This window comes from Pseudoalteromonas shioyasakiensis (genome assembly GCA_013391845.1).
Taxonomy (GTDB): Bacteria; Pseudomonadota; Gammaproteobacteria; order Enterobacterales; family Alteromonadaceae; genus Pseudoalteromonas; species Pseudoalteromonas apostichopi.
This window is the reverse complement of record CP058414.1, coordinates 647,813-672,500: the sequence shown is the minus strand read 5'-3', so window position 1 is coordinate 672,500 and position 24,688 is coordinate 647,813. Positions and strand designations below refer to the sequence as shown.

Here is a 24,688-nt window from a genome sequence, read left to right as displayed (position 1 = left end):
GCTATTTGCCACCCGCTCGCTTGGTATTCATCAACAATTTCTGAAACGACTTCACTGGCAGCTTTAATTGCAGCTGCAAAGTTTTCGTTGCTGAGTTTTTGATCTTTGAAATAACGCTCTAAAAAGGTGACACAACCCATATGCAGGCTTTTATAGTGCAATGCATCAAAACCCTTACCGATAACGACTTCGGTACTTGCCCCACCGATATCAATAACGAGTTGTTTTCCGCTACAGGCAGAGGTATGCGCCACACCTTTATAAATTGTCTTAGCTTCTAACTCACCGCTGATAACATTGATTTTATGACCAAGGATCTGTTCGGCTTTTTCCTTGAATACATCAGCATTGATAGCAAGACGTAAAGTTGCGGTCGCAACAATTGTGATGTTTTTCTGTGGTATGTCTTGCAAACGTTCAGCGAACAAGGCTAAGCATTCCCAACCTCGTTGCATGGCTTCTGTGCTTAGGACGTTATTTTCATCAAGCCCTGCAGCAAGCCTTACTTTACGTTTAACTCGACCGATCGTTTGTAGACCGCCAGCAATCGATTTAGCGATCAGCATATGAAAGCTATTTGATCCTAAGTCGATTACTGCATACACATTTTTTTGCGGTTGAAGTTGCCCCACCGTTCAAAAACCTCTAGTTACTACTAAGTCTTCAATAACGGTCGTTTATTGCGACCGCGATTTCTGGTAACTATTATTTGGTCGACGTCCGTTGTTATTACGATTACGTGGGCCTGTAGAATAGTTCCGCTTTTTCTGAATAGTAGGCTTAGTTAAATCATCAAGCAATGCACTTTTATCATAATGTGATAATGGAATGCTGTGTTCTATATATTGCTCAATTTCGTGGAGATTATAGGCATACTGCTCACAGGCAAAGCTAATAGCGTGTCCTGATGCACCAGCACGTCCAGTACGGCCAATACGGTGTACATAGTCTTCACAATCATCTGGCAAATCAAAATTAAATACATGACTTACTTCTGGGATATGTAAACCACGGGCAGCAACATCTGTTGCAACTAAGAAATCTAAATCACCTTTGGTAAATTGAGCCAAAATTGATTGACGCTTTTTCTGGTTTACATCACCGGTTAATAAACCAACTCGGTGACCATCTGCTTTCATCCATGCATAAACATTCTCACAACTGTGTTTCGTGTTTGCAAACACAATTGCTTTATCTGGCCATTCTTCTTCAATCAATGTTAACAGTAACTTAATTTTGTCATCTTGTGATGGATGGAATAGCTCTTCTTGAATTCGCTTACCTGTTTTTACATCAGGTTCAACTTGAACATGCTCTGGGTTAGTCATATGTTCAAATGCTAATTCCTGAACACGATAAGACAAGGTTGCTGAGAATAGTAGATTTAAACGCTCAGACGCTTCTGGCATACGTCTAAACATATAACGGATATCTTTTATGAAGCCTAAATCGAACATTCGATCTGCCTCATCAAGCACCACAACTTCAATTTCGTTCAGGGTATAGCAGCCCTGTTTATATAAATCGATAAGGCGTCCAGTGGTACCAATTAAAATATCAACACCTTTTTCTAGTTGTGCACGTTGTTTTTCGTAATCTTCGCCACCATATACTAAACCTAAGTTAAGATTACAGTGTGGCGCTAAAATTTTTGCATCTTTGTGTATCTGAATCGCCAGCTCCCTTGTTGGGGCCATGATCAGGGCTCTTGGATGTTTACTAGGTGCTTTGCTAGATTGTAATAACCGATGGCACGTGGCAGTTAAAAACGCCAACGTTTTGCCCGTACCTGTTTGTGCCTGGCCCGCAATATCGCGGCCTTCACAAATAAAAGGTAGGCATTTCGCTTGAATGGGTGTGCAATATTCAAACCCATTTTCGGTTAAACCGGCAACCACTTCCGGTGCGATAGCAAAGTCTGAAAACTTTTTATCGGTCAAATGTGTCTTAGTCATAGCGTTTAAGCATAACGTTTAAACTTGCAATAAGAAACAAGAGTGTTTAAATACGCATTAAATATTTCGCCTAACTAATCGGAGATCGCAATGAGCGAGAAAATTATTCAATTAACTGACGATAGCTTTGAAGCTGACGTACTACAATCAGACAAACCTGTACTTGTTGATTTTTGGGCTGAATGGTGCGGACCTTGTAAAATGATCGCCCCTATTCTTGACGAAGTAGCTGGCGAGTTTGATGGCCGTGTTACCGTTGGTAAACTTAACATCGATCAAAACGCAGGCACACCACCTAAATTTGGTATTCGTGGTATCCCTACGTTACTTCTTTTCAAAGATGGTCAAGTTGCAGCAACCAAAGTTGGTGCACTTTCTAAGACTCAATTAGTAGAGTTTTTAGAAAACAACATCTAATGAAAATATAAAAAAGGGCTTTTTGCCCTTTTTTTAGCTTTATTTTGTTTAAAGACTGGACGCCTTGCTAGTGACCTGCTAGTTTATAAAGCCAACTAATCCTTAGTTATACCAACAAACCTCACTCATGTATCAAACGATGATTTTGAGTATGACAATTGTAATAAAGAACCCACCAATATGCATTTACGCGAATTAAAAGACAAGTCTATTAAAGAGCTTGTAAACTTAGCTGAGTCCATGGGGCTCGAAAACGTAGCCCGTTTAAGAAAACAAGATATTATTTTCGCCATCCTAAAAGCGCATGCTAAAAGCGGTGAAAACATCTACGGCGGCGGTGTACTAGAGATCTTACAAGATGGTTTTGGTTTCTTAAGATCATCAGAAGCATCTTACTTAGCCGGCCCAGATGATATTTATGTATCACCGAGTCAAATCCGTCGATTCAGCATGCGTACTGGTGACTCAATTTCAGGCCTTATTCGCCCACCTAAAGACGGTGAACGTTACTTCGCACTATTAAAAGTAAATGAAGTAAACTTCGACAAACCTGAAAATTCTCGCACTAAAATCCTATTTGAAAACCTTACCCCACTTCACGCTAACGAACGTTTACGTATGGAGCGTGGTAATGGTAGTACTGAAGACATCACGGCTCGTGTACTAGATTTAGCATCACCAATTGGTAAAGGCCAACGTGCACTCATCGTTGCTCCACCAAAAGCGGGTAAAACGATGCTACTGCAAAACATTGCGCAGTCAATCAGCTACAACCAGCCTGATTGTGAGCTAATGGTGCTTCTAATTGACGAACGTCCAGAAGAAGTTACAGAGATGCAGCGCCTTGTTAAAGGTGAAGTAATTGCCTCAACGTTCGATGAGCCAGCAAGCCGTCACGTTCAAGTTGCTGAGATGGTAATTGAAAAAGCGAAGCGTCTTGTTGAACACAAGAAAGATGTAGTTATCTTACTTGACTCAATTACACGCCTTGCTCGTGCCTATAATACTGTTATCCCATCATCAGGTAAGGTATTAACCGGTGGTGTTGATGCGAATGCATTACACAAGCCAAAACGTTTCTTTGGTGCGGCTCGTAACGTAGAAGAAGGCGGTAGCTTAACAATTATCGCAACAGCGCTTATCGACACTGGTTCGAAGATGGATGAAGTTATCTACGAAGAGTTCAAAGGCACAGGTAATATGGAATTACACTTAAATCGTAAGATTGCTGAAAAGCGTGTATTCCCAGCGATTGACTTTAACCGTTCAGGTACCCGTCGTGAAGAATTACTAACTAAACCTGATGAACTACAAAAAATGTGGATCTTACGAAAAATCGTTCATGAGATGTCAGAAATTGACGCAATGGAGTTCTTAATTGATAAGCTCTCAATGAGCAAAACCAATGATGAATTCTTTGACTCAATGAAACGTCAGTAAAAATTACTTTGTTTTTACAAATGCCTGTCTAATACAGGCATTTTTTTTATGTAAAACTAGGACATAACTCTTTAAAAGTTATACTTTTAAAGAGTTAGTTTATTGGTAATTTATAGAAATTTGTTCTATATATTAAAGGATTAAACGCTAAGGATTCCCTCAATGACTCGCATTAGAGTAGTTGTAGCTCTATTTATAATAAGCTTACTTAGTTGTATTGCTAGTTTTGCCATATTTGATTTTTCTATCACTGCTATGGCTGTACTTATGCTTGTTGTCGTAATCCCATGGCTTGTTCTAATTAGCTTTATTTATACAACTGATCAAAAGCAACAAGATTATTTAAGCTACTTTATTACGCATACCGCTTCTGAAAAGGGGATCGATTTTACTTTTCGCTTTGACGAAAATGACACCCAATTACCAAAGGAGTGTCATGCACTTAACGCTGGTTTAACAATGGCTGAGCATATGATAAGTGAAATATATGTATCATCAGCCCGCTTGTTACCAATGGCCGATGCATTACGTGATACTTATGCGTCAATGACTCAAAAAGCGACAATTCAAGATGCCCATGGCATTGACCTAGCAAACACAATTAATCGTATGATTGAGGTATCTAAAGAACTGGATAGAAGTCTTGAACAAATATTAAGCTCGGTATCAGATGCGACTAAATCAGTTCAACAAACTCGTTTAGACACTGATAAAAGCCAAGCAAGTCTCATAAAACTTGCCGATAATATCAACCTCACCAGTGAACAGATTATTTTACTTAAACAAGATAGTGATGCGATAGGCTCCGTTATTGACGTTATCAATAGTATTGCAGAGCAAACTAACTTACTTGCGCTAAACGCTGCAATCGAAGCCGCTCGAGCTGGTGAACAAGGCCGCGGTTTTGCAGTGGTTGCTGATGAGGTACGAAACCTAGCTGCTCGTACTAGTAAGTCGACACAAGAAGTGCGTGAGATGGTATCTAAAATTCAACATAGTACTGAACAAGCAAACCTATTAATGCAAACAGCACTTAAAGAAACGGAGCGCACGGTTGAGCTTTCTGAGGCTTCTACTAAAGAAACCAATAAAATTGAGCAAGCAATGCTAGAAATTAATGCGTTTTCTGAGAGTGTCCATGAGCAGGTAGCTATGCAAAGCCAGATGTCAGATGAAGCACAAGTTAGTATAGATGCAATGGTTGAGCTTAACTCTGATGCACTTTCAAGTTCACAAATACAAGCGGTGTCGAGTAAAGACTTAGTGCGCCTTGCACACTCTCTGGACGAAAAACTGTCAATGTTTCTTATCACTCCACCTGAAACCGATCAAGAGCAGCGTATTGATCATTCTAGGTTTGAAATGACTCAAGAGGTTGAACAAGTTCAAGACGGTGATATTGAGCTGTTTTGATCAACCGAAGCGTTGTGTAGATGCTCTAGTAATTGAGCAACCAAACTAGTTAAGTCAGCAGTTTTATCTTGCTTCAATGCCGATTCAAGTGCCATAGCACTATCCGCGATATCATCCAGCGCAAACATTTTCGCAGCACCACCGATTCGGTGAGCATCCTGTTGTAAATTAAATAGCTCATGGGCTGCAAAGTGCTGCTGTATCAACGCGCTTTCATGCTCAAAGCTATTAATAAAGCTTGCAACTAAATCACTCATATCTTGCCGAGATTTAGCTACTGCGCTGTCCTTTTTACAATGCTTAGCAAGTTGCGTATAAAATACTTTCTTATCAATTGGTTTAGCAAGGTAACCGGTGAACCCTGCTTGAAGATAACTGTCGATTTCGTGGCTAATAGCATTAGCCGTTAACGCATATACTGGCTGTGTAAAGCCGCACTCTTGTAATAACTTGAGCGCTTTTAAACCATCAAGTACTGGCATTTGAATATCCAGCAGTACCACATCAGGAAATTCCTTAAGGCACTGCTCTACAGCTTGCTCACCATTTTCTACCGCAATTACTTCAAGGCCCATAGATTCTAAATAACGAGCAATTAAACGGCGATTATCAGGGTGATCTTCAGCGAGTAGAACTTTCCCAGATAAACCTTTTACAACTGGCTGTACAAACTTTTCAGACTCTATCACATCAGAGCTTGGAGTACGTTCTTTACATGGTAAGTAAAACGAAAATATGCTGCCTTTATTTAGCTCACTTTCAACACTAATATAACCCCCCATCATCATTGCAAGCTGTTGCGATAAGCTTAACCCAAGCCCTGTCCCCCCAAAGCGTCGGCTAATACTGTTATCTCCTTGCCTAAAACACTCAAATATTTGTTTTAGTTGCTCGGTATTCATACCAATACCGGTATCAGTTACACGAAACCACACGCCTTGCTCTACTTTAGAGACTTTTAACTCTACTTCGCCTTGGTTAGTGAATTTAATTGCATTTGCACATAGGTTGATGAGTATCTGTTTTATGCGGGTAAAATCTAGCTGACAGTAAAACTGCTCGCCAAGCACATTATGAAAAGTAAAGTTAAGGCCTTTATCTTTAGCCTGACCACTGAGCATCGAGTGGACGTCGGTGAGTAATCGAACTAAATCACCTTCTTTTAGGCTTAACTCAAGCTTGTTAGCCTCGATTTTACTAATATCGAGAACGTCGTTAATCAGCTCTTTTAAATGATCGCTTTGTTTTTGAATCACGGCAAGCTCATCGTTTAACTGCTCTGGTTTATAATAACCATTCATTAAATTATCAGTTTGGCCCAGTATTGCGGTTAAAGGAGTACGAATTTCATGACTAATATTTGCTAAAAACTGACTTTTAATTTCGTTAGCACTACGTAGTTGCTCTGCCGTTTCTTCAAGCTCCTTGGTCCGCTTAGCAACCATTAACGAAAGTTGCTCTTTTGCACCTTTTTCAATACTGCGACGGTAAATAGTAATACCCGTTACCACTATCATCACAAATAAGATAAACAACATAATGCCCAACTGACGCTGTTTTGACATTTCGAGCTCTTGTACATGCTGTAGCTGCTTCAACTCAACAATTTCTTGACTGAGCTGACTTGCTTGGATTTGGCTTTGTAGCTCGCTCATTGACTTTAATAATCTGATGCTTTGCTCACTTTTAAATGAACGAACAAACTCATCAAAACTAGCAACAGCTCCGGCATAATCTCCTTTTCCGGATTTAATCAGGGCCATCATTCCGGCACCATCTTGCACTCTAAGATCGTCTTTATATTGTTTAGCCATAGAAACAGAGGTGGTGAGAGTTGCTTCAGCTTTATTTAGCTTACCTTGTAATAACTCGATTTTTGCCTGTGACAATAAGCCTGCAAGCTCTAAGGTTTTATTATCAATACTTTTTGCAAATTCAACTGCTTTTTCTGCATGACTTAAGGCAAGCTCTAAATCACCGGTGCGTAAATATACATTGGCGATATTAGCGTGGCGAGATGAGAGAAAGTAAGCATTATTCGTTTCTTGGTAGTATCTCAAGGCTCGCTGATAGTAGTGCAAAGAAAGTTGATACTGACCAAGTTCAGAATACGCAACCCCCATATTGCCATAAGACTGAGCTATGCCATCTTCATCGCCTAACTTTTGGAAAATCTCTAGCGTTTCTCGATACATTTCTAATGCAGTATCATAACTAGATAAACGAATATAAATACCTGCAATGTTGTGTAATATATCGGCTTTATCTTGTGCATTACCATGTTCTTCGTAAATATCTTTCGCTTCTTTGTAATATTTCAGCGCTTGCTCCATATTGAACATATCAAAGTAGGCAAGGCCAATATTACTTAGCAAATTAGCCTCAGCAATTGGTTCAGGTAGCTTTTTGGCAATACTTAATGCTCTGCTGTAAGCAATTACCGCTTGCTGCATCAAGCCTTGATAATAATAAGTTACGCCCTGCATTTTTAGGGCAAGGAAATAGCGCTTTGGGGTCGCAGCAAAACTAGTTGCTTGCTCTGCCAATTGGTAATTTTTTACGGCCGCTGAGAAATTACCTTTAGCTAGAGCAAAGTCCCCAAGCTGCATGTATATATCGAGGCTTTGTTCTTGATTTGTTGTATTTTGATTAAGCAGTTTTTTGGCAAGCTGTTGCTTTTCTTGCCATTGCTCGGATTGGCTAAATTGCTCAAGTAACGAAGTGGATGCAAAGCTAGACTGCGAAAAAAACAAACTACAACTGAACATTAAAGCAGTGAGCAAGCTAACACGCAGTGATGTGAACATATGGCGAAATCCCTTAATATCAACTTAGCCTGAAAATGAGGTTATTTAAGCTCGGCTAAATGCATTCCCTAGTATCTAAAAACATTAGCGTAGTTTCAAAAAAGCAGCTGTGATAGCGTATACCACTGTAGATTACACTAAAGATAGGCTTGCGAACAATGGTTAACCCACTGATTGATGAGATTTTTTACCTTCTTTTGGAACAACCTGTTTGGAAGGTTCATACGCTTACCAGCGCACTTAGCGAATCAGGAAAAATTGAGCAATTAGATAATGACCCACAAAAAGATCTGTTTAAGCGCAACTTTTTAGTTATGAATGCTCTATATCAGCTGCAAACACAACTTGCACCAGAGCAACAGCTACAAATTGCCTCATTACATATTGAGCTTGTTAATGAGCAGATAAGTAACGCATTAGAAAATCACGATCCGCTGCGAGATTATTATTTAGATTGGCAAAACTATGATACAACGAGCGATGAGATTGATGCGATGTTAACTGATTTTTGGCAGCGCTTTTCATCATATAGTCCAAAAAGGGTCATTCTCTCGCTATCTCAGCAGCAGCTGTTGGAATTACAACAGGCGTGGCAGCTACCTACTGACTTTTCGGAAAAACAGTTACAAAAGCGTTGGCGACTACTGGCGCTAAAACACCACCCAGACCGCCAAGGCTGTGCAATTGAGTTTAAGAAAATACAACTTGAATATGAGCAACTTAAAGCTAGCTGCTCATAACTCAACAATTTATCTGCTCAAACGTCGCGCACGAATTTTACGCTTTTTAATATTACCTTCAGTCAATTTACGTAATGCAGGTTTTGCAGCAGCTCGCTCCACAGCAATAAAAGCCACATTATCAAGTACGTTAATTTTACCTACCTGATGGCCTGCAATCCCTTCTTTGCCTGTTAATGCACCTAAAATATCACCGGCACGAATTTTTTGCTTTTTACCGGCATCAATCATAATCGTTGCCATAGTAGGCTTATAAGCGGGTTTTTCGAGCAAGCTAAATGGAGGAATCGGTTCTGGGTCAAAATCACGCTCATAGTGGTCACCAATTTGTGCCACTTTAAATTGCTCAGCTTCACCATAAATAGAACATGCTATGCCCTTTTTACCTGCTCGACCAGTACGGCCAACACGGTGAACATGGGTTTGTGGGTCATGTGCTAGATGATAGTTCACTACCATGTCCATGTCATTGATATCTAAGCCTCGTGCTGCAACATCCGTTGCCACCAAAATACAGGCGCTTTTATTAGCAAAGCGGATTAAGGTACGTTCACGTTCACGTTGTTCTAAATCACCGTGTAAGGCAACCGCACTAAACCCTTCAGCATAAAGGTCATCACAAATCTGTTGTGTTTCAACCTTGGTGTTACAAAAAACCACACAGCTTTCTGGCTGGAACTTCAATAACAACAGCTTCAATGTATTAAAGCGCTGTTTGTTGTTATCTAGCTTGTAAAAGTATTGTTTGATTGTGCTTTTGGTTTGCTCTTCTTCTACCTTAATCATTTCAGGATTGCTAAGTACTCTCTCAGCAACAGCTGCTATTGATTTTGGATAAGTCGCACTAAACAATAACGTTTGACGTTGATTTGGAATGCACTCAACAATAGCATCAAGGGTATCTTGAAAGCCCATATCTAACATTTGGTCAGCTTCGTCTAACACTAAGGTTTCGACATCATCTAAGCGTAATGTGCCTTTGCGAATATGATCGTCAACACGACCAGGGGTACCGACAATAATATGTGCGCCATGTTCTAGCGAACCAATTTGTGGACCAATAGAGACACCGCCACATAAAGTCAAAACTTTAATATTATGGATACCACGTGCAAGCTTACGCACTTCTTCAGCTACCTGCTCTGCTAGCTCTCGAGTAGGGCACAAAATTAGAGACTGAATTCGAAACCGTTTCACATTTAACTTAGCCAACACACCTAAACTAAATGCAGCCGTTTTACCCGACCCGGTTTTTGCTTGGGCAATAATATCTTTGCCTTGTAAGATCACTGGCAAACTTTGCGCTTGTACTGGCGTCATTTGCGTATAACCTAAAGTTGATAAGTTATCGGTTAACTCTCGCGGCAAAGCCAAAGATGAAAAAGCAGTAGCAGTCACAGTAATATTCCAAACTTGATAATTGAGGGACATCCTCGAAGATGCTGTGGATCATAGCAGAGAATGTGCTGTTTCTCTAAACGAAAACACCGTTCGACATGTTTAATTCATATTTGCTTACAGTTTGCCGCTTTCTAACTCTCTGCATTTGTTCTAGTTTATTGATAGCAATCTTCAGGAAGAAACTATGCTTCTATTTAATACCGCTGCAGCTGATGTTGTTTATAAAAAACAAAAAACGTGCCCTCACTGCCATAGCGAACATTATTCTTTAAGCAATCATAGTAAAGTTTTACGCTTTACTATTTTGCCCATCATCCCATTATCTATTAATTATCAAAGACAATGTGATGACTGTGGCTATGTTACTCCTGCACCTTGGTATTCATTGCCAGCCTTAGAATTAGTGTCGTTTATAAAATACTTTATTGGTCTATTCTTCATCGTTTACCTATTAACAAAAGCATTAATCGGTGCGAATGAGCAAACAGAAAACGAGCAAACTTACTTAAACGAGCCAAAGTTATTTGATACCTATTTTGTCTATTCAGATAAATTTACTGGCAAACCAAAACGTATTAACAATTTGAAAGTAGCTCAGCTCGTTGAATTTGATGATAAAAACATGACTTTTAGAGTTGCTAACTACACTTACAAGTACAATAAAGACATTGAGATTGCGATGCGTACCAGCATGCTAGTTCAAGATGATTACTTTTCGAGTAAAACCCTGACTTTCAGTAAATCACAAATAAAGCAGCTTTATGATAACGGCACCATATATAAAATTATGCGACCTGAGCTATATAGTTTATTTGGTGGTTTTGTTATGCACCCGCCTAGACCTAAGCCTCTATATACGGGCGTTAAGCTAGATAAGCACAACCAAGAAGGGATCACTTACTTCAAAGATGGCTTATACGAGGAAGCGTTGAAAAGCTTTACGCTGTCTGCAGAAGATGGTTATGCATGGGGGCAATTAAACTTAGGTCAGATGTATCGTGATGGCCAAGGGACAGAAGTGAATAACGAAAAAGCAGCTTACTGGCTCAACAAAGCTACCTTACAAGGGAATCCTAAAGCAAAGATTGAGCTCGCAGAGCTATGCTTGAGTTACGATTGTAGTAAATTGAATACTCAATAATCTATTACCCATAAACATCACTCAGCAGAAACCATCCTAATAACATGACACTCGCTATTTACTTTTAACTTGTTATGTTATAACATTTTTATGTGGCGCAGTATTTATACTCTTTTGTTGGTGTTTATAATTACTTGTTAGCAAAAGCAGAGTCACTCTCTCTGCTCTGTTTTAGAGAGTACAGCTGGGTAGTATTGCCTGATAAACGAATCGTCTTTTGAGTTTGCTTAACTTGAAGGAAGACCTTGCACACTAGCACGCTTACGTTTCCCGTGCTAAATCCTTGCCGGCGAGCTTGCTCGCCGGCATTTTTCTTTTAAAGCTTTAAATGTTCATCTAAGAAGGCCAATACTTTTTTGTAGTATAAAGCACGGTGCTCTTCTTTATAAAAACCGTGACCTTCATCATCAAGAATAGTTATTTCATATGGATGCTTAGCTTTTTTCAAAGCAGCTTCTAATGATTCAGCTTGTTCAATGGGCGCACGTTCATCTTCACCACCATGTACAATAAGAACAGGTGCTTTTAGCTTATCGACATTATAAGCAGGCGAGAATGCTTTTAGTTCTGCCTCATCAGTACCAATCACTGTTTTTAGGTAATTAAGTCCATGACTGCGCGCTTGCGTGTCACCCTCTTCATACATAAGAGGCAAGTCGTAAACCCCCATCAGGCCTATTGCACACTTGAACATATCTGGTTCGATTATCGCGCTTTGTAGAGCAGAGTAACCACCAAAGCTGGCACCCATAATACAAATGTTATCTTTATCAACCGTGCCATCTTTTATTAATAGTTTTACACCATCAATAATATCGTGCTGAACATTTTGTCCCCACTGGCGATAACCGGCTTCTTGGAAGTTCATACCAAACCCCTCTGAACCACGGAAGTTAACCTTGAGCACTGCCATACCTTTATTCGCTAACATTTGTACTTCTGGGTCATAGCCCCAGTAATCACGAGCGATTGGGCCACCATGCGGCATAACAACTAAAGGTAAGTTTTTCTCAGCTTTGCCATTTGGCACAGTTAAATAAGCAAGAATTGTTAAACCATCGCGGCTTTTAAAACGCAGTGGTGTGGTTTGCGCCATTTCATCTTGATTTATCCAGCCTCGCGCAGAGAAAAGCGCTCTTAACTTATTGGTATTCGCATCATAAAGATAATATTGCCCTGGGTTTATATCGCTCGATGCGAAAATAATATTTTTTGAGTCGTCTTCTGTACTACTAACTAGCTGTACTTGACTGCCTGGCAGTGCGCCCAATAAATCTTTAAGACGCTGTGATTTAGGCGAATTACTATCAACAAACGCATAGCTTGGGTAGTCAGCCTCAGTTTCTATAGCAAATAACTCTTTGGATATTTCATCAACCCAAATATGCGACGGTGAAACATGTTTATCTTGAAAGATTTTCGTCACTTCTTTGGTTTTTAGGTTAATTTTAATAAGACTCTCTGCTTCTCCACCTTTTGATGCAGTGGCATATACAGACTCACCAGATTTATCAAACGCCTTTAATGAGATATCGGTGTAATTAATACCTTCTAAATCAAGCTCTTTCCAAAAACCGCCTTCAGGCTCTCGAACATGAATTGTCGCATTGAGGTAATCGTCACTTGATACAGCGATACGAACATTGCCATCATGGTCTGTTAAAAAACGTCCCATAGGTGCAGGTGATCGCGTAATTAGGGTGCGCAGACCGCGATAAACATCGACTTCATATACAACGGTAGTTGGTTCATTGGTTGCAGTCCATGGGTAAGTGACAACCAAAACTTTTTTATCATCATGAAGTAAAGGATCTAAAAGGTATGAGGTTCCTTGGACTGGAGTTTGTTTTTTTAACCGAGTACCCGTTTGCTGCTCACCATGATAACCAATTACATATGCGCCACGGCTACCATCAACATTCACAGCAAATAACTCACCATAATAGATGGGGGTATCTTGCCAGCCTTTTAAATACTCTTTTTCAAGAATAACACGCTCATTGTTTACCCAGTGGTATTCGCCAACCTGTGCATTACCCGGAAAAGCAACCGCGTGAGTTACTGCAAACTTGCTTGTATCAACAATGATGAGTGAATTTTTACCTTCGTGCTTTTTAATAGCAGCGACGTAATTGCCATCAGGAGAGATGGTTACACGACTAAAGTCATTACCTTTACTAAAATCTTCTACTGATAATTTTGCAGATTTAGCGAAACTGGTAAATGACAGCGTAAATAACGCGAGCCCCAGCATAAAAGTGAGGTATCGAGACATGATTAACTCCATTTAACGATTTAATTGTTATATTTAGCTGAGCAATAATAAAGCAAAGCCCCTATTTTATATACAAAAAATCAACAAAAATGGTTAATTTGATACTTTCTAATGACGAATTTTATGCCAAAATTCAACCACTAACACAACGATAATTCCGGCAACAACGCCCAATAAACCATCAAATATAATTGGCGTAGCCAACTCACCTGTTTTACCAAGTAAACCTGTTACAAACTCAGCGCTACCCTGTTGGGCGTGATGCAAAACGGGGATGCCATGTACCAATATGCCTCCGCCAACTAAAAACATAGCTACCGTTCCTGCAAAGGCTAAAAAGCGCATTAACTTAGGTGCTGACGCAAGTAAAAACTTACCCACTAGCTCTTTAAATTTACCACCACTTTGCTGCGCTTTTTGCAGTAGATACAAACCAGCATCATCAAGTTTAACAATCCCTGCAACTAACCCATACACACCAATGGTCATGATAATTGCAATTACACTTAGCACTAAAGCTTGATTAACCAGCGTTGCACCAGTAACTGTACCTAAAGTTATCACGATAATTTCTGCAGAGAGGATAAAATCGGTGCGGATTGCCCCTTTCACTTTTTGCTTTTCGTATTCTTGTAAGTCCAGTTGTTCAGCCAAAGTTTCAACTTTTTGTTGAGCATGACCAAACAGCTTTTCGATAATTTTCTCTGCACCTTCAAAGCACAAAAACAGCCCGCCAACCATTAACAGCGGAGTGATTAACCAAGGCAACCAAACACTAATCAATAACGCTGCCGGCACTAAGATGGCTTTATTAATAAACGAGCCTTTTGCTACAGCCCAAACCACGGGCAACTCTCTATCGGCGGTTACCCCAGTGACTTGCTGAGCATTCAGAGCGAGGTCATCACCTAACACCCCTGCTGTTTTTTTTGTTGCGACTTTACTCATCGTCGCAATATCGTCTAAAAGTGTTGTAATATCATCAAGTAAGGTTAGTAAATTAGTGCCTGCCATGGTGGTTCCTTGCCCATTAAATACACTATCAACATAACTTATCCTGTCATTTTCACCAACGGTTAATTTTTCTTTGTTAGGCTTATAGCTCATTCAAAAATAAAGGTGTTTCTATGATTAAACCACTTCTCTCGGGGCTCGCTTTAGTTACCTTGTGCGCGTGTGCTGAGCAAAGTGCACCAAGCAATTATCTGTGCGATGGGACCCTTAGTGCCAGTATTGTTGAAAACAATGATGAGGAAGCAAGATTGACATTTAAGGACAATGAATTTTTACTCAATCGCCAAGTAAGTGGCTCAGGAGTTAACTACAGTGCCGATAATGTGCTGTTTTGGTCTAAAGGCGATGAAGCTATGCTGATTTTAAAAGGTAAAAAGTACCAATGTAGCTTAATTAAGCAATAGCAAAACCTATCGCGGCTAAATTAGCTTAATCAGTGGTTTTGAGTATAATAGCGACAGTTTATTCAGCGTTTAAGCGGCTATAATGAAATACAAAGATCTTCGCGAATTTATCGAGTTATTAGAACAAAAAGGTGAACTAAAACGGATCAAACAAGAAATTGATCCTTACCTTGAAATGACCGAAATTGCCGACCGCACGTTACGTGCCGAAGGCCCAGCTCTGTTATTCGAAAACCCTAAAGGCCACACTATTCCCGTTCTTGCCAACCTTTTTGGTACACCCAAACGCGTTGCCATGGGTATGGGACAAGATGATGTTAGTGAACTGCGCGAAGTCGGTAAGTTATTAGCTTTTCTAAAAGAGCCTGAGCCACCTAAAGGCATTAAAGAGGCATTAGGGCAAATTCCAGTATTCAAACAAGTATTGAATATGCCTGCAAAAGAAGTAAAAAAAGCGCCTTGTCAGCAAGTCATACTTGAAGGTGATAATGTCGACTTAACCAAGCTGCCTATCCAACATTGCTGGCCGGGTGATGCAGCCCCATTGATTACATGGGGCTTAACGGTTACCAAAGGGCCTTATAAAAAGCGTCAAAACTTAGGTATTTACCGTCAGCAGCTACTGGGTAAAAACAAAATTATTATGCGTTGGTTATCGCATCGCGGTGGCGCATTAGATTTTCGTGAATGGTGTAAAGAGCACCCTGGTGAACCCTACCCAGTGTCTGTGGCATTAGGTGCTGATCCTGCGACAATCTTAGGCGCTGTAACACCAGTCCCTGATACCCTAAGTGAATATGCGTTTGCTGGTTTACTACGCGGTAGTAAAACTGAAGTTGTTAAATCGATTTCAAATGACCTACAAGTGCCAGCTACCGCAGAGTTCGTGCTTGAAGGTTATATTATGCCGGGTGAAACAGCCCCTGAGGGCCCTTATGGCGATCACACAGGTTACTACAACGAAGTAGACGAGTTTCCGGTGATGACGGTCACTCACATTACACATCGTGAAAATCCAATTTATCACAGCACTTACACTGGCCGCCCACCAGATGAGCCAGCAGTACTCGGGGTTGCATTGAACGAAGTGTTCGTGCCAATTCTGCAAAAGCAGTTCCCTGAAATTGTAGATTTTTATCTACCGCCTGAAGGCTGCTCTTATCGCATGGCTGTGGTCACGATGAAGAAACAATACCCAGGTCATGCCAAGCGCGTAATGATGGGTGTGTGGTCTTTCTTGCGTCAATTTATGTATACCAAGTTCGTGATCGTTTGCGATGATGATGTAAATGCACGCGACTGGAACGACGTGATATGGGCAATCACCACACGTATGGACCCTGCTCGTGATACGACAATGATCGAAAACACACCAATTGATTATTTAGATTTTGCATCGCCAGTATCTGGCCTTGGCTCAAAGATGGGCATGGATGCGACTAATAAATGGCCTGGTGAAACAGACCGCGAATGGGGTGAACCCATTGTCATGGACCCAAAAATCAAAGAACGTGTTGATGAATTATGGGACAGCTTAGATATTCTCTAGGCTGTGTCTATGTTAAACTGCTCAAAATTTAACGGTTATGAGTGCGATTCATAACCGAATTTGCTTCTGTGCTTATAAAGGTAAACTATGCAAACATTACTCGCTGACGTGGTTGCGATCAGCCCGCTTACAGACCACGTACATAAGGTCATTTTGAAACCACAGCAACCTGTGTCATTCGAGGCAGGCCAATATATGCAACTAGTATTAGGCGAAAAAGATAAGCGTGCCTTTTCTATTGCAAGTCGCCCGTCGCAAACTGACCAAATTGAACTACACATTGGTGCCGCGGGTGCTGATTCGTATGCAATGCAAGCGCTTGATCATTTACGTCAAGCACATACAGAGCAACAGCAAGTTAATGTTGAAGTGGGCTTAGGTATATCACAGTTGCGAGTTGAGGGTGAGCGCCCAATTATTCTACTTGCTGGCGGTACTGGTTTTTCTTATGCCAAATCAATGGCTGATCACCTTGCTGAAATTGGCTGTGAGCGTCCTGTATTATTTTACTGGGGTGTACGTGAGCAAGCTGCACTTTATGCACATGATGAAATGCAAGCATGGGCAAACAGCAACCCACATTTCCAATATATTCCTGTGGTTGAAAATGCACCGCAAAGCTGGACAGGTAAAACCGGTTACGTCCACAAAGCCGTTATGGAAGATATCGTGTCTTTAGAACCATACGATATTTACATGGCAGGCCGCTTCGACATGATTGGCGTGGTTCGCGATGATTTTATCAATCATGGTGCGGTACGTGAGAACATGTACGCCGACGCATTTGCATTCATTAAATAACTAACTCATACAGGTTATTGTTAAGGCATCCAATTGGATGCCTTTTTTATTTGTTTTACTTATCGCCTTAATCCATCTAAACGATTTCACAAACTGTATTTCCTTGACCATACTTTGTTTAGAATAATGATGGGGAGAGACCCAAATGCTAAATACAAAAGTACAAGACTTTATGCAACGTAAGTTGCCACACATTACGCCTGAAACTGAAATGACCACCGCGATTAGCGAGCTACAAAAGTTTAAATTACTAGGCGCACCAGTATTCGATGACAACAAAAGCCTAGTTGGCTTTATTTCTGAACAAGAGCTGCTACAACCGCTTATGCAAAACAGTTATTTCTGCGATGGCGTGGTAAAGGTAAAACAACTAATGCGCACCGATGTTGTCACGGTGAGTAGCGATCAAAACATCATTGAGCTGGCAGATGGTATGCAAACTGGTAAGCCAAAAAATTACCCGGTTATTGAGGATGGTAAGGTTGTTGGCATGATCAGCCGAGGAGATGTGCTCAAGGCATTGTATGAAAACTATGTCTCATGCCAAGAGCACCAAGTATAAGTTAGCTGCTTAACGATTAGCAGCTAACTGTTTTAAAGTAGCTTTATCTGCATCGCTTAAATAAGCAATTTCAAGCGCATTAGCTTGTGCTTTTTCCATATCGGCTTGGCTTAAACCTGCCGCAGGTGCTGCTACTTGATACTCATACGCTATTTCAATACCTTCAACTGCTGGATCATCAGTATTAATTGATGCCAAAATACCATGGTCTAAGAAGGTTTTTAACGGGTGCTTTGTAAGCTCAGCAACAGTACTGGTTTGAATGTTACTGGTTAAGCAAGACTCAATACCAATGCGCTTATCACGTAAGTAATCCATTAGCGCAGCATCTTCAATCGCTTTTACACCATGACCAATACGCGTTGCACCAAGCTCGTTAATTGCCTGCCAAATGCTTTCGCTACCTCGCGCTTCACCAGCGTGAATAGTGGCAGCTAAGTATGCATCATGAACTTGCTTAAAGTGATCAACAAATAACTCACCAGGAAAACCAATTTCATCGCCAGCTAAATCAACAGCCACTAAATCATTTTTAAAAGCAAGCAGAGCATCAAGCTCTTGCTGACAAATTTTAGTACCATAAGTACGCGACATAATGCCAATTAGGTTGGCTTTAATTGGTGCGTTTTGACACGCACTTTTAACACCATCAACTACCGCTTCGACAACACCTTGCGGGTGTAGACCTTGGCTTTGCGCCATATAATATGGACTAAAACGAAGCTCTACGTAATCGAGGTTTTGGGCAATAGCATCTTCAACGTTCTCGATAGCAATACGACGACATGCATCGTAATCACCCAATACTTTTACACCCCAATCTAACTTTTGCAAAAATGCCATTAGATTAGGTTCAGGGTCGATAACCTGTACGTGTGGAATAAGCGCTTCAATGTTATCAGCTGGTAATTCTAGGTTGAACTGACGACCAAGTTCTAAGATCGTTTGTGGGCGAACATTACCATCTAGATGACGGTGAATATCAAGCAATGGAAGTTTGTTATTGATCATAATTAGCACTCAGGTTCAGTAAATTTGCGCGGATCATACGTACCCACGACGATATTTCAAGTTTAGATGATTTTATTTACTTTTTTGAGGTCAAATGTCTGCTTTAATGACCGCTATCATTATGCAAGAAATGCCACAAAGTTTTAAAAAGTTTATCAGCATCAATTGGCTTCGTTAAATAACCATTCATACCACTGGCTAAGCCTTTCTTTTGGTCATCATCTTGGGCATTTGCCGATAAGCCAATGATCGGTAAATCAGTGATCAGCAACTCATTGCGAATAACTTTGGTTGCTTCTAAGCCATCCATATTCGGCATTTGAATATCCATGAGCACAAGGTCATAGCTTTTTTCACTGATCATCTTAATAGCCTCGCGGCCATCTTTAGCAATATCAGGTTGGCAGCCTTTGGTTTTTAAAATAGAACTCGCCACATGTTGATTCAACGGGTTATCTTCAACCAATAGAATTGCATCATCGGCAAATGAAACAGTAGTCACATCTATATCAGCTAACTCATCATCACTATGAACCACCTCTTCAAGAGGAGACTCAAATGGCAGCGAAATTGTAAATGTTGAGCCTTGTCCCTCAGTACTACTGAGGCTTATCTCGCCTCCCATCATAACAATGAGTTTTTGGCAAATACTCAAGCCTAAACCTGTACCACCGAAGCGACGAGAGGTTGAGCTATCAGCTTGTGAGAATGGTTTAAACAGGCGCTGCTGGGCCTCTTTACTGATGCCAATACCTGTATCAATAACACTAAAGTAAGTAAATTCACCCTGCTGCCAAATCCGCACTGTAATCGTTCCCTCTTGAGTGAACTTCACCGCATTATTTAACAGATTCAATAATATTTGTTTTAAACGGATTGGATCGGTATGGATCAGTAGGTGTTCAGAAGCATCAAACTCAACTCTAAATTCTAAAGAGCGAGAGTTAAGCTCAAACTGCAGTAAGTTCGTTAATTCACTCACAAGCGCATTCACATCAATAGGCTCTTGATGTAACTCCAGACGCCCTGCTTCAATTTTAGAAAAATCTAAAACATCATTTATCACCCGTAATAGAACATTCAATGCACCGTCTGCTTGATCGATATAACTACGCGCTTGTTGCCAATCTTGCTCTTGCATTGCTAAGTAATGCAGCCCCTTAATACCATTAATAGGCGTGCGTATTTCGTGGCTCATATTAGCTAAGAACTCACTTTTAATTTGGCTAGCTTTATCGGCTTTTTGTTTTTCTTCGCGAAGGCTTTGGGTTTGCTTTGCTACTTGCTGACGAATTTGAATATTAGTGCCTGTTACCGATATCAAAAAGGTAATCAATAACCACACAAACAGCATTCCGACAATTTGCGCAAGCCAATAAGACAGCCAAGATGACTGGGCTACTGATTCCCATAGTTTCACCTGCCAAACACGCTCACCAATAATAAAATTAAAGCTTGCGATTGCTGTAGTGCCAACACGATGAGGGCTGTAAATTTCAACAGGGTTACTACCATCGGTAACATCAAAAAAACTGGCATCAATCTCGGTGTTTTGATTAAAGTTAAGTGTTCGCGCCAACACTTCCAGATTGACCACAGCAACAACATAACCTCTAAAACCTACTTGATGGTTAATGTCTGAATAAACAGGGTTAAAGAACAAAACGCCCTTTTCGCTGCCATCTCCTTGCATAAGGGTGATTGGTTCACTCACAGTGACATTTTTAATTAACCGAGAGTCTGTAAGCGCTTGTTTACGTAATTCGTTTGAGGCCAAATCAAAACCTTGAGCGGGTTGGTTGCCCTCTAAAGGGTGAACATATTGCACCGGAAAATACACCGCTCGCTTACTCACCGGCTGCCATTGCCCTGCAGCATTTTTTTCTTTCACGTAATAGTGGGTGCCTAGTTCATCACGCAGTAGATTTTGATAATTAGTTAGTTGCGAGTGAATAACCTTTGGCGCCCATTCAAAGGCAAGTATCTCTTCACTGTATTGCAATTGACGTGCTGTAAAGCGCTTAAATTCATCAAAATCAACTGCATCGCTACTAGCAAAAAAGGTCGCTAATAAAGCTAAGTGTGACTTAATTTCATCAACTTGGTGCTCAAGATTAGTATGAATCGCACTGACTTTGGCTTGCTGGCGCTGTAAGTCTTTATCTTTTTTTACACTGGCTGCGCCATAAAAACTGACACAAATAACCATATAGATTAATAGCGACGGCACAATTATTTGTAGCCGCTGGCGAGTATGATGGTAACTAAATGCAGCTAAAACTAATGGCGTGAAAATCAGCACTCCAATACTGTCACCAATCCACCATGCAATAAAATTATTAAGTGCCGCATAACTCGGAATAACATTATTTATGACCAATAAACCTGTGCCAATTGATGCCGCAATCAAGCTACACAAAGGGCCGCCAATCATTAAGCCAAGCACACTTTGTTTTAATGACGATAATTCAATCGGGCGCTTAGCTACATGAATAATTATGTAATAGGCGAGCCAAGCTTGGAATGTTGATGCTGTTGTTACACCAATAGCCTGCAGCATCATTTGCCAATGGAAAATATCAGTGGCTTTATCAAGGTGAATGAGGTTTACAAAGAACGCCCCTAGCAAAACTCCTGGTAGGGCACGATTTCGAAATAGCAAGATACTGGCAAGAGCAATACCTGAAGGCGGCCATGCAGCAACCGCATAACCATCAATCGCCAGCAAAGAATTACTTAAATACCCTGTAAGAAAGTAAGCAAGTGCGATACTTATGGTCAGTGTAAATAAGTTCTTCAAGCCATCGCTCCTTTGCTGGCTGGAGTAAAATTATTGATAGAGTACCAATGCTTTTTCTGGCTGGGCACTTTTACTATAACTGAGTACAGCTTGCTGCAAATAGGCATTACGATTATCAGCATTAAGTGCTTTATCAAACACCCGCGCAGCTAAATCGTACTCACCATGAGCATTCGCTAAACATGCTAGGGCTAGAAGTAAATCTGTATTCTCGGTGTCTTTTTTCAATACATCTTGCAAACTTGCTTGCAGCTTGAGTGCATTGCCAGGGCCACTGGTACGTAAAATACGTGCTAAATCTTTATGCTGCAGCGGTTTTTTAACCATTTTAATTAAGCTTAACTCTATTTTATTTAATTCGCCTGCCTTTGCCATCGCTGCCAAATAACTTACTTCAGCGTGTGGTTTAAGGTTTTTCGCTAATTGCTCATAGCGCGCAGTTAAATCCTCGCTTGACTGCGCTGCAAAGTAGCGATCAAACAGTTGCTGCCATTCCTGCTCTGAAAGTGCTTTTTTGCGTAATAAGCGAGGCATGAAGTCATTAAGTGCAGCCCATTTTTGCTCTTGCACTAAAACATGGGCATACATTTTGAGCTCTAAACGAGTAGCTTTTTTGCGTTCAGCTGAGGCTTTTAGATCAGCAAAAATAGTGCTGGTTTCACCGCTGGCAATCCATAACTTAGCCACTTTTAGTTGATTATTTTGACTTATGTTATCAAGGTAGCTAATCGCCTTTTCGTTCTCATTACTCGCTAATGCCGCTTTAGCAAGAAGCGCATAACGTATATCGGTCCACTGGTCTGCAACACTGTTATTATCAAGGGCTAGCTCCAGCTCTGCATAATCGTTATTTATTAAGCTCCATACACCTTGCTCAATAGCCGCTTGTTTACGTTCTTCACTACGAGCAAAAAAGCGATGGCGTGTGTGGCTATACAAAGACCATAAATAACGAACTAGTTTATAAAGCACATATATTGCAGTAAGTGCTAACAGTAAGAGTGCTGTAACGCCCCAAATAGTGCCTTCAATGGTTGTTTTATTAAAGGCAATTAATACATAACCCTTTTGATCAATAAAAAAGGGGGCAATTCCCAAACAGACGGCTATCGCAATAATGATTAATAAAAAGCGGATCATTGTGCCCACTCCTTCACCTGCTCAGTACTTTGCAGTGACACTTTTGGGCTGAAATCAAGTTGCTCTTTTGAAAGCTCAGCGAGGCTTTTTAATGCCGCTTTTGTTTGCGCATCATCTTGCTTAAAGTAATCTTTTACCAAGCTATGTGCAGCATCAACAGCGCTAAAATACACACTGCTTTGTTTACTTAATACAGCATCTTGCGCTTGAGCTAAGTATAAGCTTAAGCGCTGTTTAACTAAGTGGCGCTCTTGCTCACTTAAAAATGGTGCGATAACCATATCTTCACGTGTGCGTACTTCTACAAAGAAGTCTTTAAACTGCTGCCATGATTTCGCAAGGTTCTGACGCCATTCACTGACATTTTCGCTCAATTGATTTGGATCTTCTTTGACGACTTCTTCAGGTAGTGAAATAGCATTAAATACTAGTTCATCAACTTTTTGATTAATGCCATGCAGTTTTAAATAAATTGCTTCAACTGCAACAGGCTCTATGGCGTTCAAGGTTTGCAAGTCTTGGTGAATTGCTTGGCGAATAGCTCCTGTACCCGGGTGTTCTGCTAGCAAGCTATCTAAGCGAGATAGCACAGCGGCAGCTCCTTGGTAATCGTGCTCTGCCCACAATTTAAACTCGGCCATACGTTGCAGGCTTGTAACCTCTTGCGGATTAAGCGTGAAAGTTTGCTGCTCAGCGCGCTTTAAAGCCGCTTGTAATTGCTGCTGAGTTTGCTCAGCACTTTCATTTAGCGCCTCAGAGACTTTTTGTTCACTGTTATAAAGCGAATGTTGTAATGTTTGCTGCGCACTTTTTAATGCATCAATCTGCTGTTGTAAGCGTTGGTTTTCATCTGTCAGCTCAGTAAATGCAACAGCTGATTGCTGATCACTATTTAATTTGTGATAAAACTCATAGCCAACAGTAGAAGCCACTAAAAGTGAAATAAGTAACGCTAAGCTACCTGATTTGCTGATACCTTTTTTTGCTTGCACAGGCGCTTTCGTCCCAGTATTTACCGTTTGCGCTTTTTTATCTGGCTGTGCAGTCACTGGCTTTGCGGGTTGTTTTGATTCTGCTTCACTCATTTTGCTACCTTGCTGATTAATGCAGGTGAACATAGCGCTATCGCTCGCCCCTGCAGCAATATGTATCTGTGTTCTTGCGACCTTTTGTTGCTTTAAATAGTCAGCGATACGCTCACTAGCAACGAAAAATTGTCGCTCTTTCAACCATGTAAGCTGAGGCTCATTTAAGCCATTAAAAATGGCATCCACCGCTGCATTACTAGTAATGACTATACCTTCTACATCAACTGTTTGCCAGTGGTCCATCCACTTACCAGGCTCGCTCTCAATTGCGCTACGCTTGTAAACAACCAACTGATTCAATAAAGCACCACGTTGTTTTAAGGTTTTCGCTATCGTCGTGCGCCCGCCTACACCTTTCACTAATACAATGTTACTCAGCTCTACATCTTGCAGCGTTTTTAGCTCGAGCAGACCTTCTGAATCATGTTTTTTTGGCACAGCAGCTCGACGTCCAAACGCCTCATAAACCGCATCAGCAGTTTGCTGACCAACCGCATAAAGTTGGGCTGCTTTGTTAATTGTTGGTGTGAGTTTTAACAAGGCATGTACGGCATCTTGCGAGATAAAAATAACTTTATCGGCATTTTCTAGCGGCGCAAGCTCACTACTATTAACCGTGAGGTAATCTAAGGTAAGGACTGGACATTGGGTTGTTTGATAACCCGCCTGCTGAAGCTCAAGAGCAAGCTCAGTGCCTTTTCCTTCTGGACGAGTTATCAAAATATGCATA

The 24,688-nt window shown here is 40.8% G+C and carries 19 protein-coding genes (1 of these 19 only partly in view); 9 read left to right on the top strand and 10 right to left on the bottom strand.

Annotated features, from left to right (window positions below):
• A protein-coding gene (gppA, locus tag HYD28_03040; protein QLE08026.1) for a guanosine-5'-triphosphate,3'-diphosphate diphosphatase crosses the window boundary here: on the bottom strand, nt 1-632 show its start. Its footprint begins 862 nt before the window's first position; only the first 632 of its 1,494 coding nucleotides appear in the window; it begins with the start codon at nt 630-632; the stop codon falls past the left edge of the window.
• Between the two features lie 45 nt (nt 633-677).
• On the bottom strand, nt 678-1,955 hold the full coding sequence (rhlB, locus tag HYD28_03035) for an ATP-dependent RNA helicase RhlB (protein QLE08025.1): 1,278 nt from the start codon (nt 1,953-1,955) through the stop codon (nt 678-680).
• A gap of 90 nt (nt 1,956-2,045) precedes the next feature.
• On the opposite strand from rhlB, the gene trxA reads away from it, so the two are divergent.
• From trxA to HYD28_03020, 3 genes are all read left to right on the top strand, one after another.
• Nucleotides 2,046-2,372 (top strand): thioredoxin TrxA, encoded by a 327-nt coding sequence (trxA, locus tag HYD28_03030; protein QLE08024.1) that lies wholly within the window; start codon nt 2,046-2,048, stop codon nt 2,370-2,372.
• A 180-nt stretch (nt 2,373-2,552) separates the two neighbouring features.
• Nucleotides 2,553-3,812: a transcription termination factor Rho gene (gene rho, locus HYD28_03025; protein QLE08023.1), complete on the top strand. Its 1,260-nt coding sequence runs from the start codon at nt 2,553-2,555 to the stop codon at nt 3,810-3,812.
• 162 nt (nt 3,813-3,974) lie between these two features.
• Nucleotides 3,975-5,225 carry a methyl-accepting chemotaxis protein gene (locus HYD28_03020; GenBank protein ID QLE08022.1) on the top strand — a complete coding sequence of 417 codons (1,251 nt, stop codon included), beginning with the start codon at nt 3,975-3,977 and terminating at the stop codon, nt 5,223-5,225.
• Here the strand turns inward: HYD28_03020 and HYD28_03015 are convergent.
• Entirely contained in the window at nt 5,198-8,032 is a 2,835-nt protein-coding gene (locus HYD28_03015) for a tetratricopeptide repeat protein (protein QLE08021.1), read from the bottom strand. The genes HYD28_03020 and HYD28_03015 overlap by 28 nt on opposite strands.
• A 158-nt stretch (nt 8,033-8,190) precedes the next feature.
• On the opposite strand from HYD28_03015, the gene HYD28_03010 reads away from it, so the two are divergent.
• Complete coding sequence (locus HYD28_03010) at nt 8,191-8,772, top strand: molecular chaperone DnaJ (protein QLE08020.1); 582 nt, start codon at nt 8,191-8,193, stop codon at nt 8,770-8,772.
• A 9-nt stretch (nt 8,773-8,781) separates the two neighbouring features.
• Here the strand turns inward: HYD28_03010 and dbpA are convergent, their stop codons facing one another.
• Complete coding sequence (gene dbpA, locus HYD28_03005) at nt 8,782-10,170, bottom strand: ATP-dependent RNA helicase DbpA (protein ID QLE08019.1); 1,389 nt, start codon at nt 10,168-10,170, stop codon at nt 8,782-8,784.
• Nucleotides 10,171-10,357: 187 nt separating this feature from the next.
• Here dbpA and HYD28_03000 point away from each other — a divergent pair, with 187 nt between their 5' ends.
• Nucleotides 10,358-11,314, top strand: coding sequence for a sel1 repeat family protein (locus tag HYD28_03000; GenBank protein QLE08018.1), 957 nt, complete (start codon nt 10,358-10,360; stop codon nt 11,312-11,314).
• 316 nt (nt 11,315-11,630) lie between these two features.
• On the opposite strand, the gene HYD28_02995 is transcribed toward HYD28_03000, so the two are convergent.
• Both HYD28_02995 and HYD28_02990 read right to left on the bottom strand, forming a co-directional pair.
• The gene (locus HYD28_02995) at nt 11,631-13,589 is read right to left on the bottom strand and encodes a S9 family peptidase (GenBank protein QLE08017.1); all 1,959 of its coding nucleotides are present in this window, start codon (nt 13,587-13,589) and stop codon (nt 11,631-11,633) included.
• 108 nt (nt 13,590-13,697) lie between these two features.
• Nucleotides 13,698-14,603, bottom strand: a complete 906-nt coding sequence (locus HYD28_02990; GenBank protein ID QLE08016.1) for a DUF808 domain-containing protein — start codon at nt 14,601-14,603, stop codon at nt 13,698-13,700.
• Between the two features lie 113 nt (nt 14,604-14,716).
• Here HYD28_02990 and HYD28_02985 point away from each other — a divergent pair, with 113 nt between their 5' ends.
• The 4 genes from HYD28_02985 (at nt 14,717) to HYD28_02970 (ending at nt 17,919) form a co-directional block, all read left to right on the top strand.
• Nucleotides 14,717-15,007, top strand: coding sequence for an MliC family protein (locus HYD28_02985; protein ID QLE08015.1), 291 nt, complete (start codon nt 14,717-14,719; stop codon nt 15,005-15,007).
• An 82-nt stretch (nt 15,008-15,089) separates the two neighbouring features.
• Nucleotides 15,090-16,556: a 4-hydroxy-3-polyprenylbenzoate decarboxylase gene (ubiD, locus tag HYD28_02980; GenBank protein ID QLE08014.1), complete on the top strand. Its 1,467-nt coding sequence runs from the start codon at nt 15,090-15,092 to the stop codon at nt 16,554-16,556.
• Between the two features lie 87 nt (nt 16,557-16,643).
• Entirely contained in the window at nt 16,644-17,357 is a 714-nt protein-coding gene (fre, locus tag HYD28_02975) for an NAD(P)H-flavin reductase (protein ID QLE08013.1), read from the top strand.
• A 145-nt stretch (nt 17,358-17,502) separates the two neighbouring features.
• Nucleotides 17,503-17,919, top strand: a complete 417-nt coding sequence (locus tag HYD28_02970; protein ID QLE08012.1) for a CBS domain-containing protein — start codon at nt 17,503-17,505, stop codon at nt 17,917-17,919.
• Nucleotides 17,920-17,928: 9 nt separating this feature from the next.
• Here HYD28_02970 and add read toward each other — a convergent pair whose 3' ends face one another.
• The 4 genes from add to HYD28_02950 form a co-directional block, all read right to left on the bottom strand.
• Nucleotides 17,929-18,930 carry an adenosine deaminase gene (gene add, locus HYD28_02965; GenBank protein ID QLE08011.1) on the bottom strand — a complete coding sequence of 334 codons (1,002 nt, stop codon included), beginning with the start codon at nt 18,928-18,930 and terminating at the stop codon, nt 17,929-17,931.
• A 103-nt stretch (nt 18,931-19,033) separates the two neighbouring features.
• A complete protein-coding gene (locus tag HYD28_02960; protein QLE08010.1) occupies nt 19,034-21,730 on the bottom strand; it encodes a CHASE domain-containing protein in 2,697 nt (898 codons plus the stop codon).
• A 30-nt stretch (nt 21,731-21,760) separates the two neighbouring features.
• Nucleotides 21,761-22,870, bottom strand: coding sequence for a heme biosynthesis protein HemY (locus tag HYD28_02955; GenBank protein QLE08009.1), 1,110 nt, complete (start codon nt 22,868-22,870; stop codon nt 21,761-21,763).
• Nucleotides 22,867-24,687 (bottom strand): uroporphyrinogen-III synthase, encoded by a 1,821-nt coding sequence (locus HYD28_02950; protein ID QLE08008.1) that lies wholly within the window; start codon nt 24,685-24,687, stop codon nt 22,867-22,869. The genes HYD28_02955 and HYD28_02950 overlap by 4 nt, the downstream gene beginning before the upstream one ends.
• Nucleotide 24,688 lies beyond the last annotated feature (1 nt).

Bases quoted from the DNA above. Each gene is read 5' to 3' on its own strand.
- HYD28_02990 (QLE08016.1), bottom strand. From the start codon at position 14,603: ATGGCAGGCACTAATTTACTAACCTTACTTGATGATATTACAACACTT.
- HYD28_02955 (QLE08009.1), bottom strand. From the start codon at position 22,870: ATGATCCGCTTTTTATTAATCATTATTGCGATAGCCGTCTGTTTGGGA.
- rho (QLE08023.1), top strand. From the start codon at position 2,553: ATGCATTTACGCGAATTAAAAGACAAGTCTATTAAAGAGCTTGTAAAC.
- trxA (QLE08024.1), top strand. From the start codon at position 2,046: ATGAGCGAGAAAATTATTCAATTAACTGACGATAGCTTTGAAGCTGAC.
- HYD28_03020 (QLE08022.1), top strand. From the start codon at position 3,975: ATGACTCGCATTAGAGTAGTTGTAGCTCTATTTATAATAAGCTTACTT.
- HYD28_03000 (QLE08018.1), top strand. From the start codon at position 10,358: ATGCTTCTATTTAATACCGCTGCAGCTGATGTTGTTTATAAAAAACAA.
- HYD28_02985 (QLE08015.1), top strand. From the start codon at position 14,717: ATGATTAAACCACTTCTCTCGGGGCTCGCTTTAGTTACCTTGTGCGCG.
- HYD28_03015 (QLE08021.1), bottom strand. From the start codon at position 8,032: ATGTTCACATCACTGCGTGTTAGCTTGCTCACTGCTTTAATGTTCAGT.
- add (QLE08011.1), bottom strand. From the start codon at position 18,930: ATGATCAATAACAAACTTCCATTGCTTGATATTCACCGTCATCTAGAT.
- HYD28_02970 (QLE08012.1), top strand. From the start codon at position 17,503: ATGCTAAATACAAAAGTACAAGACTTTATGCAACGTAAGTTGCCACAC.
- rhlB (QLE08025.1), bottom strand. From the start codon at position 1,955: ATGACTAAGACACATTTGACCGATAAAAAGTTTTCAGACTTTGCTATC.
- fre (QLE08013.1), top strand. From the start codon at position 16,644: ATGCAAACATTACTCGCTGACGTGGTTGCGATCAGCCCGCTTACAGAC.
- HYD28_03010 (QLE08020.1), top strand. From the start codon at position 8,191: ATGGTTAACCCACTGATTGATGAGATTTTTTACCTTCTTTTGGAACAA.
- HYD28_02950 (QLE08008.1), bottom strand. From the start codon at position 24,687: ATGCATATTTTGATAACTCGTCCAGAAGGAAAAGGCACTGAGCTTGCT.
- ubiD (QLE08014.1), top strand. From the start codon at position 15,090: ATGAAATACAAAGATCTTCGCGAATTTATCGAGTTATTAGAACAAAAA.
- HYD28_02995 (QLE08017.1), bottom strand. From the start codon at position 13,589: ATGTCTCGATACCTCACTTTTATGCTGGGGCTCGCGTTATTTACGCTG.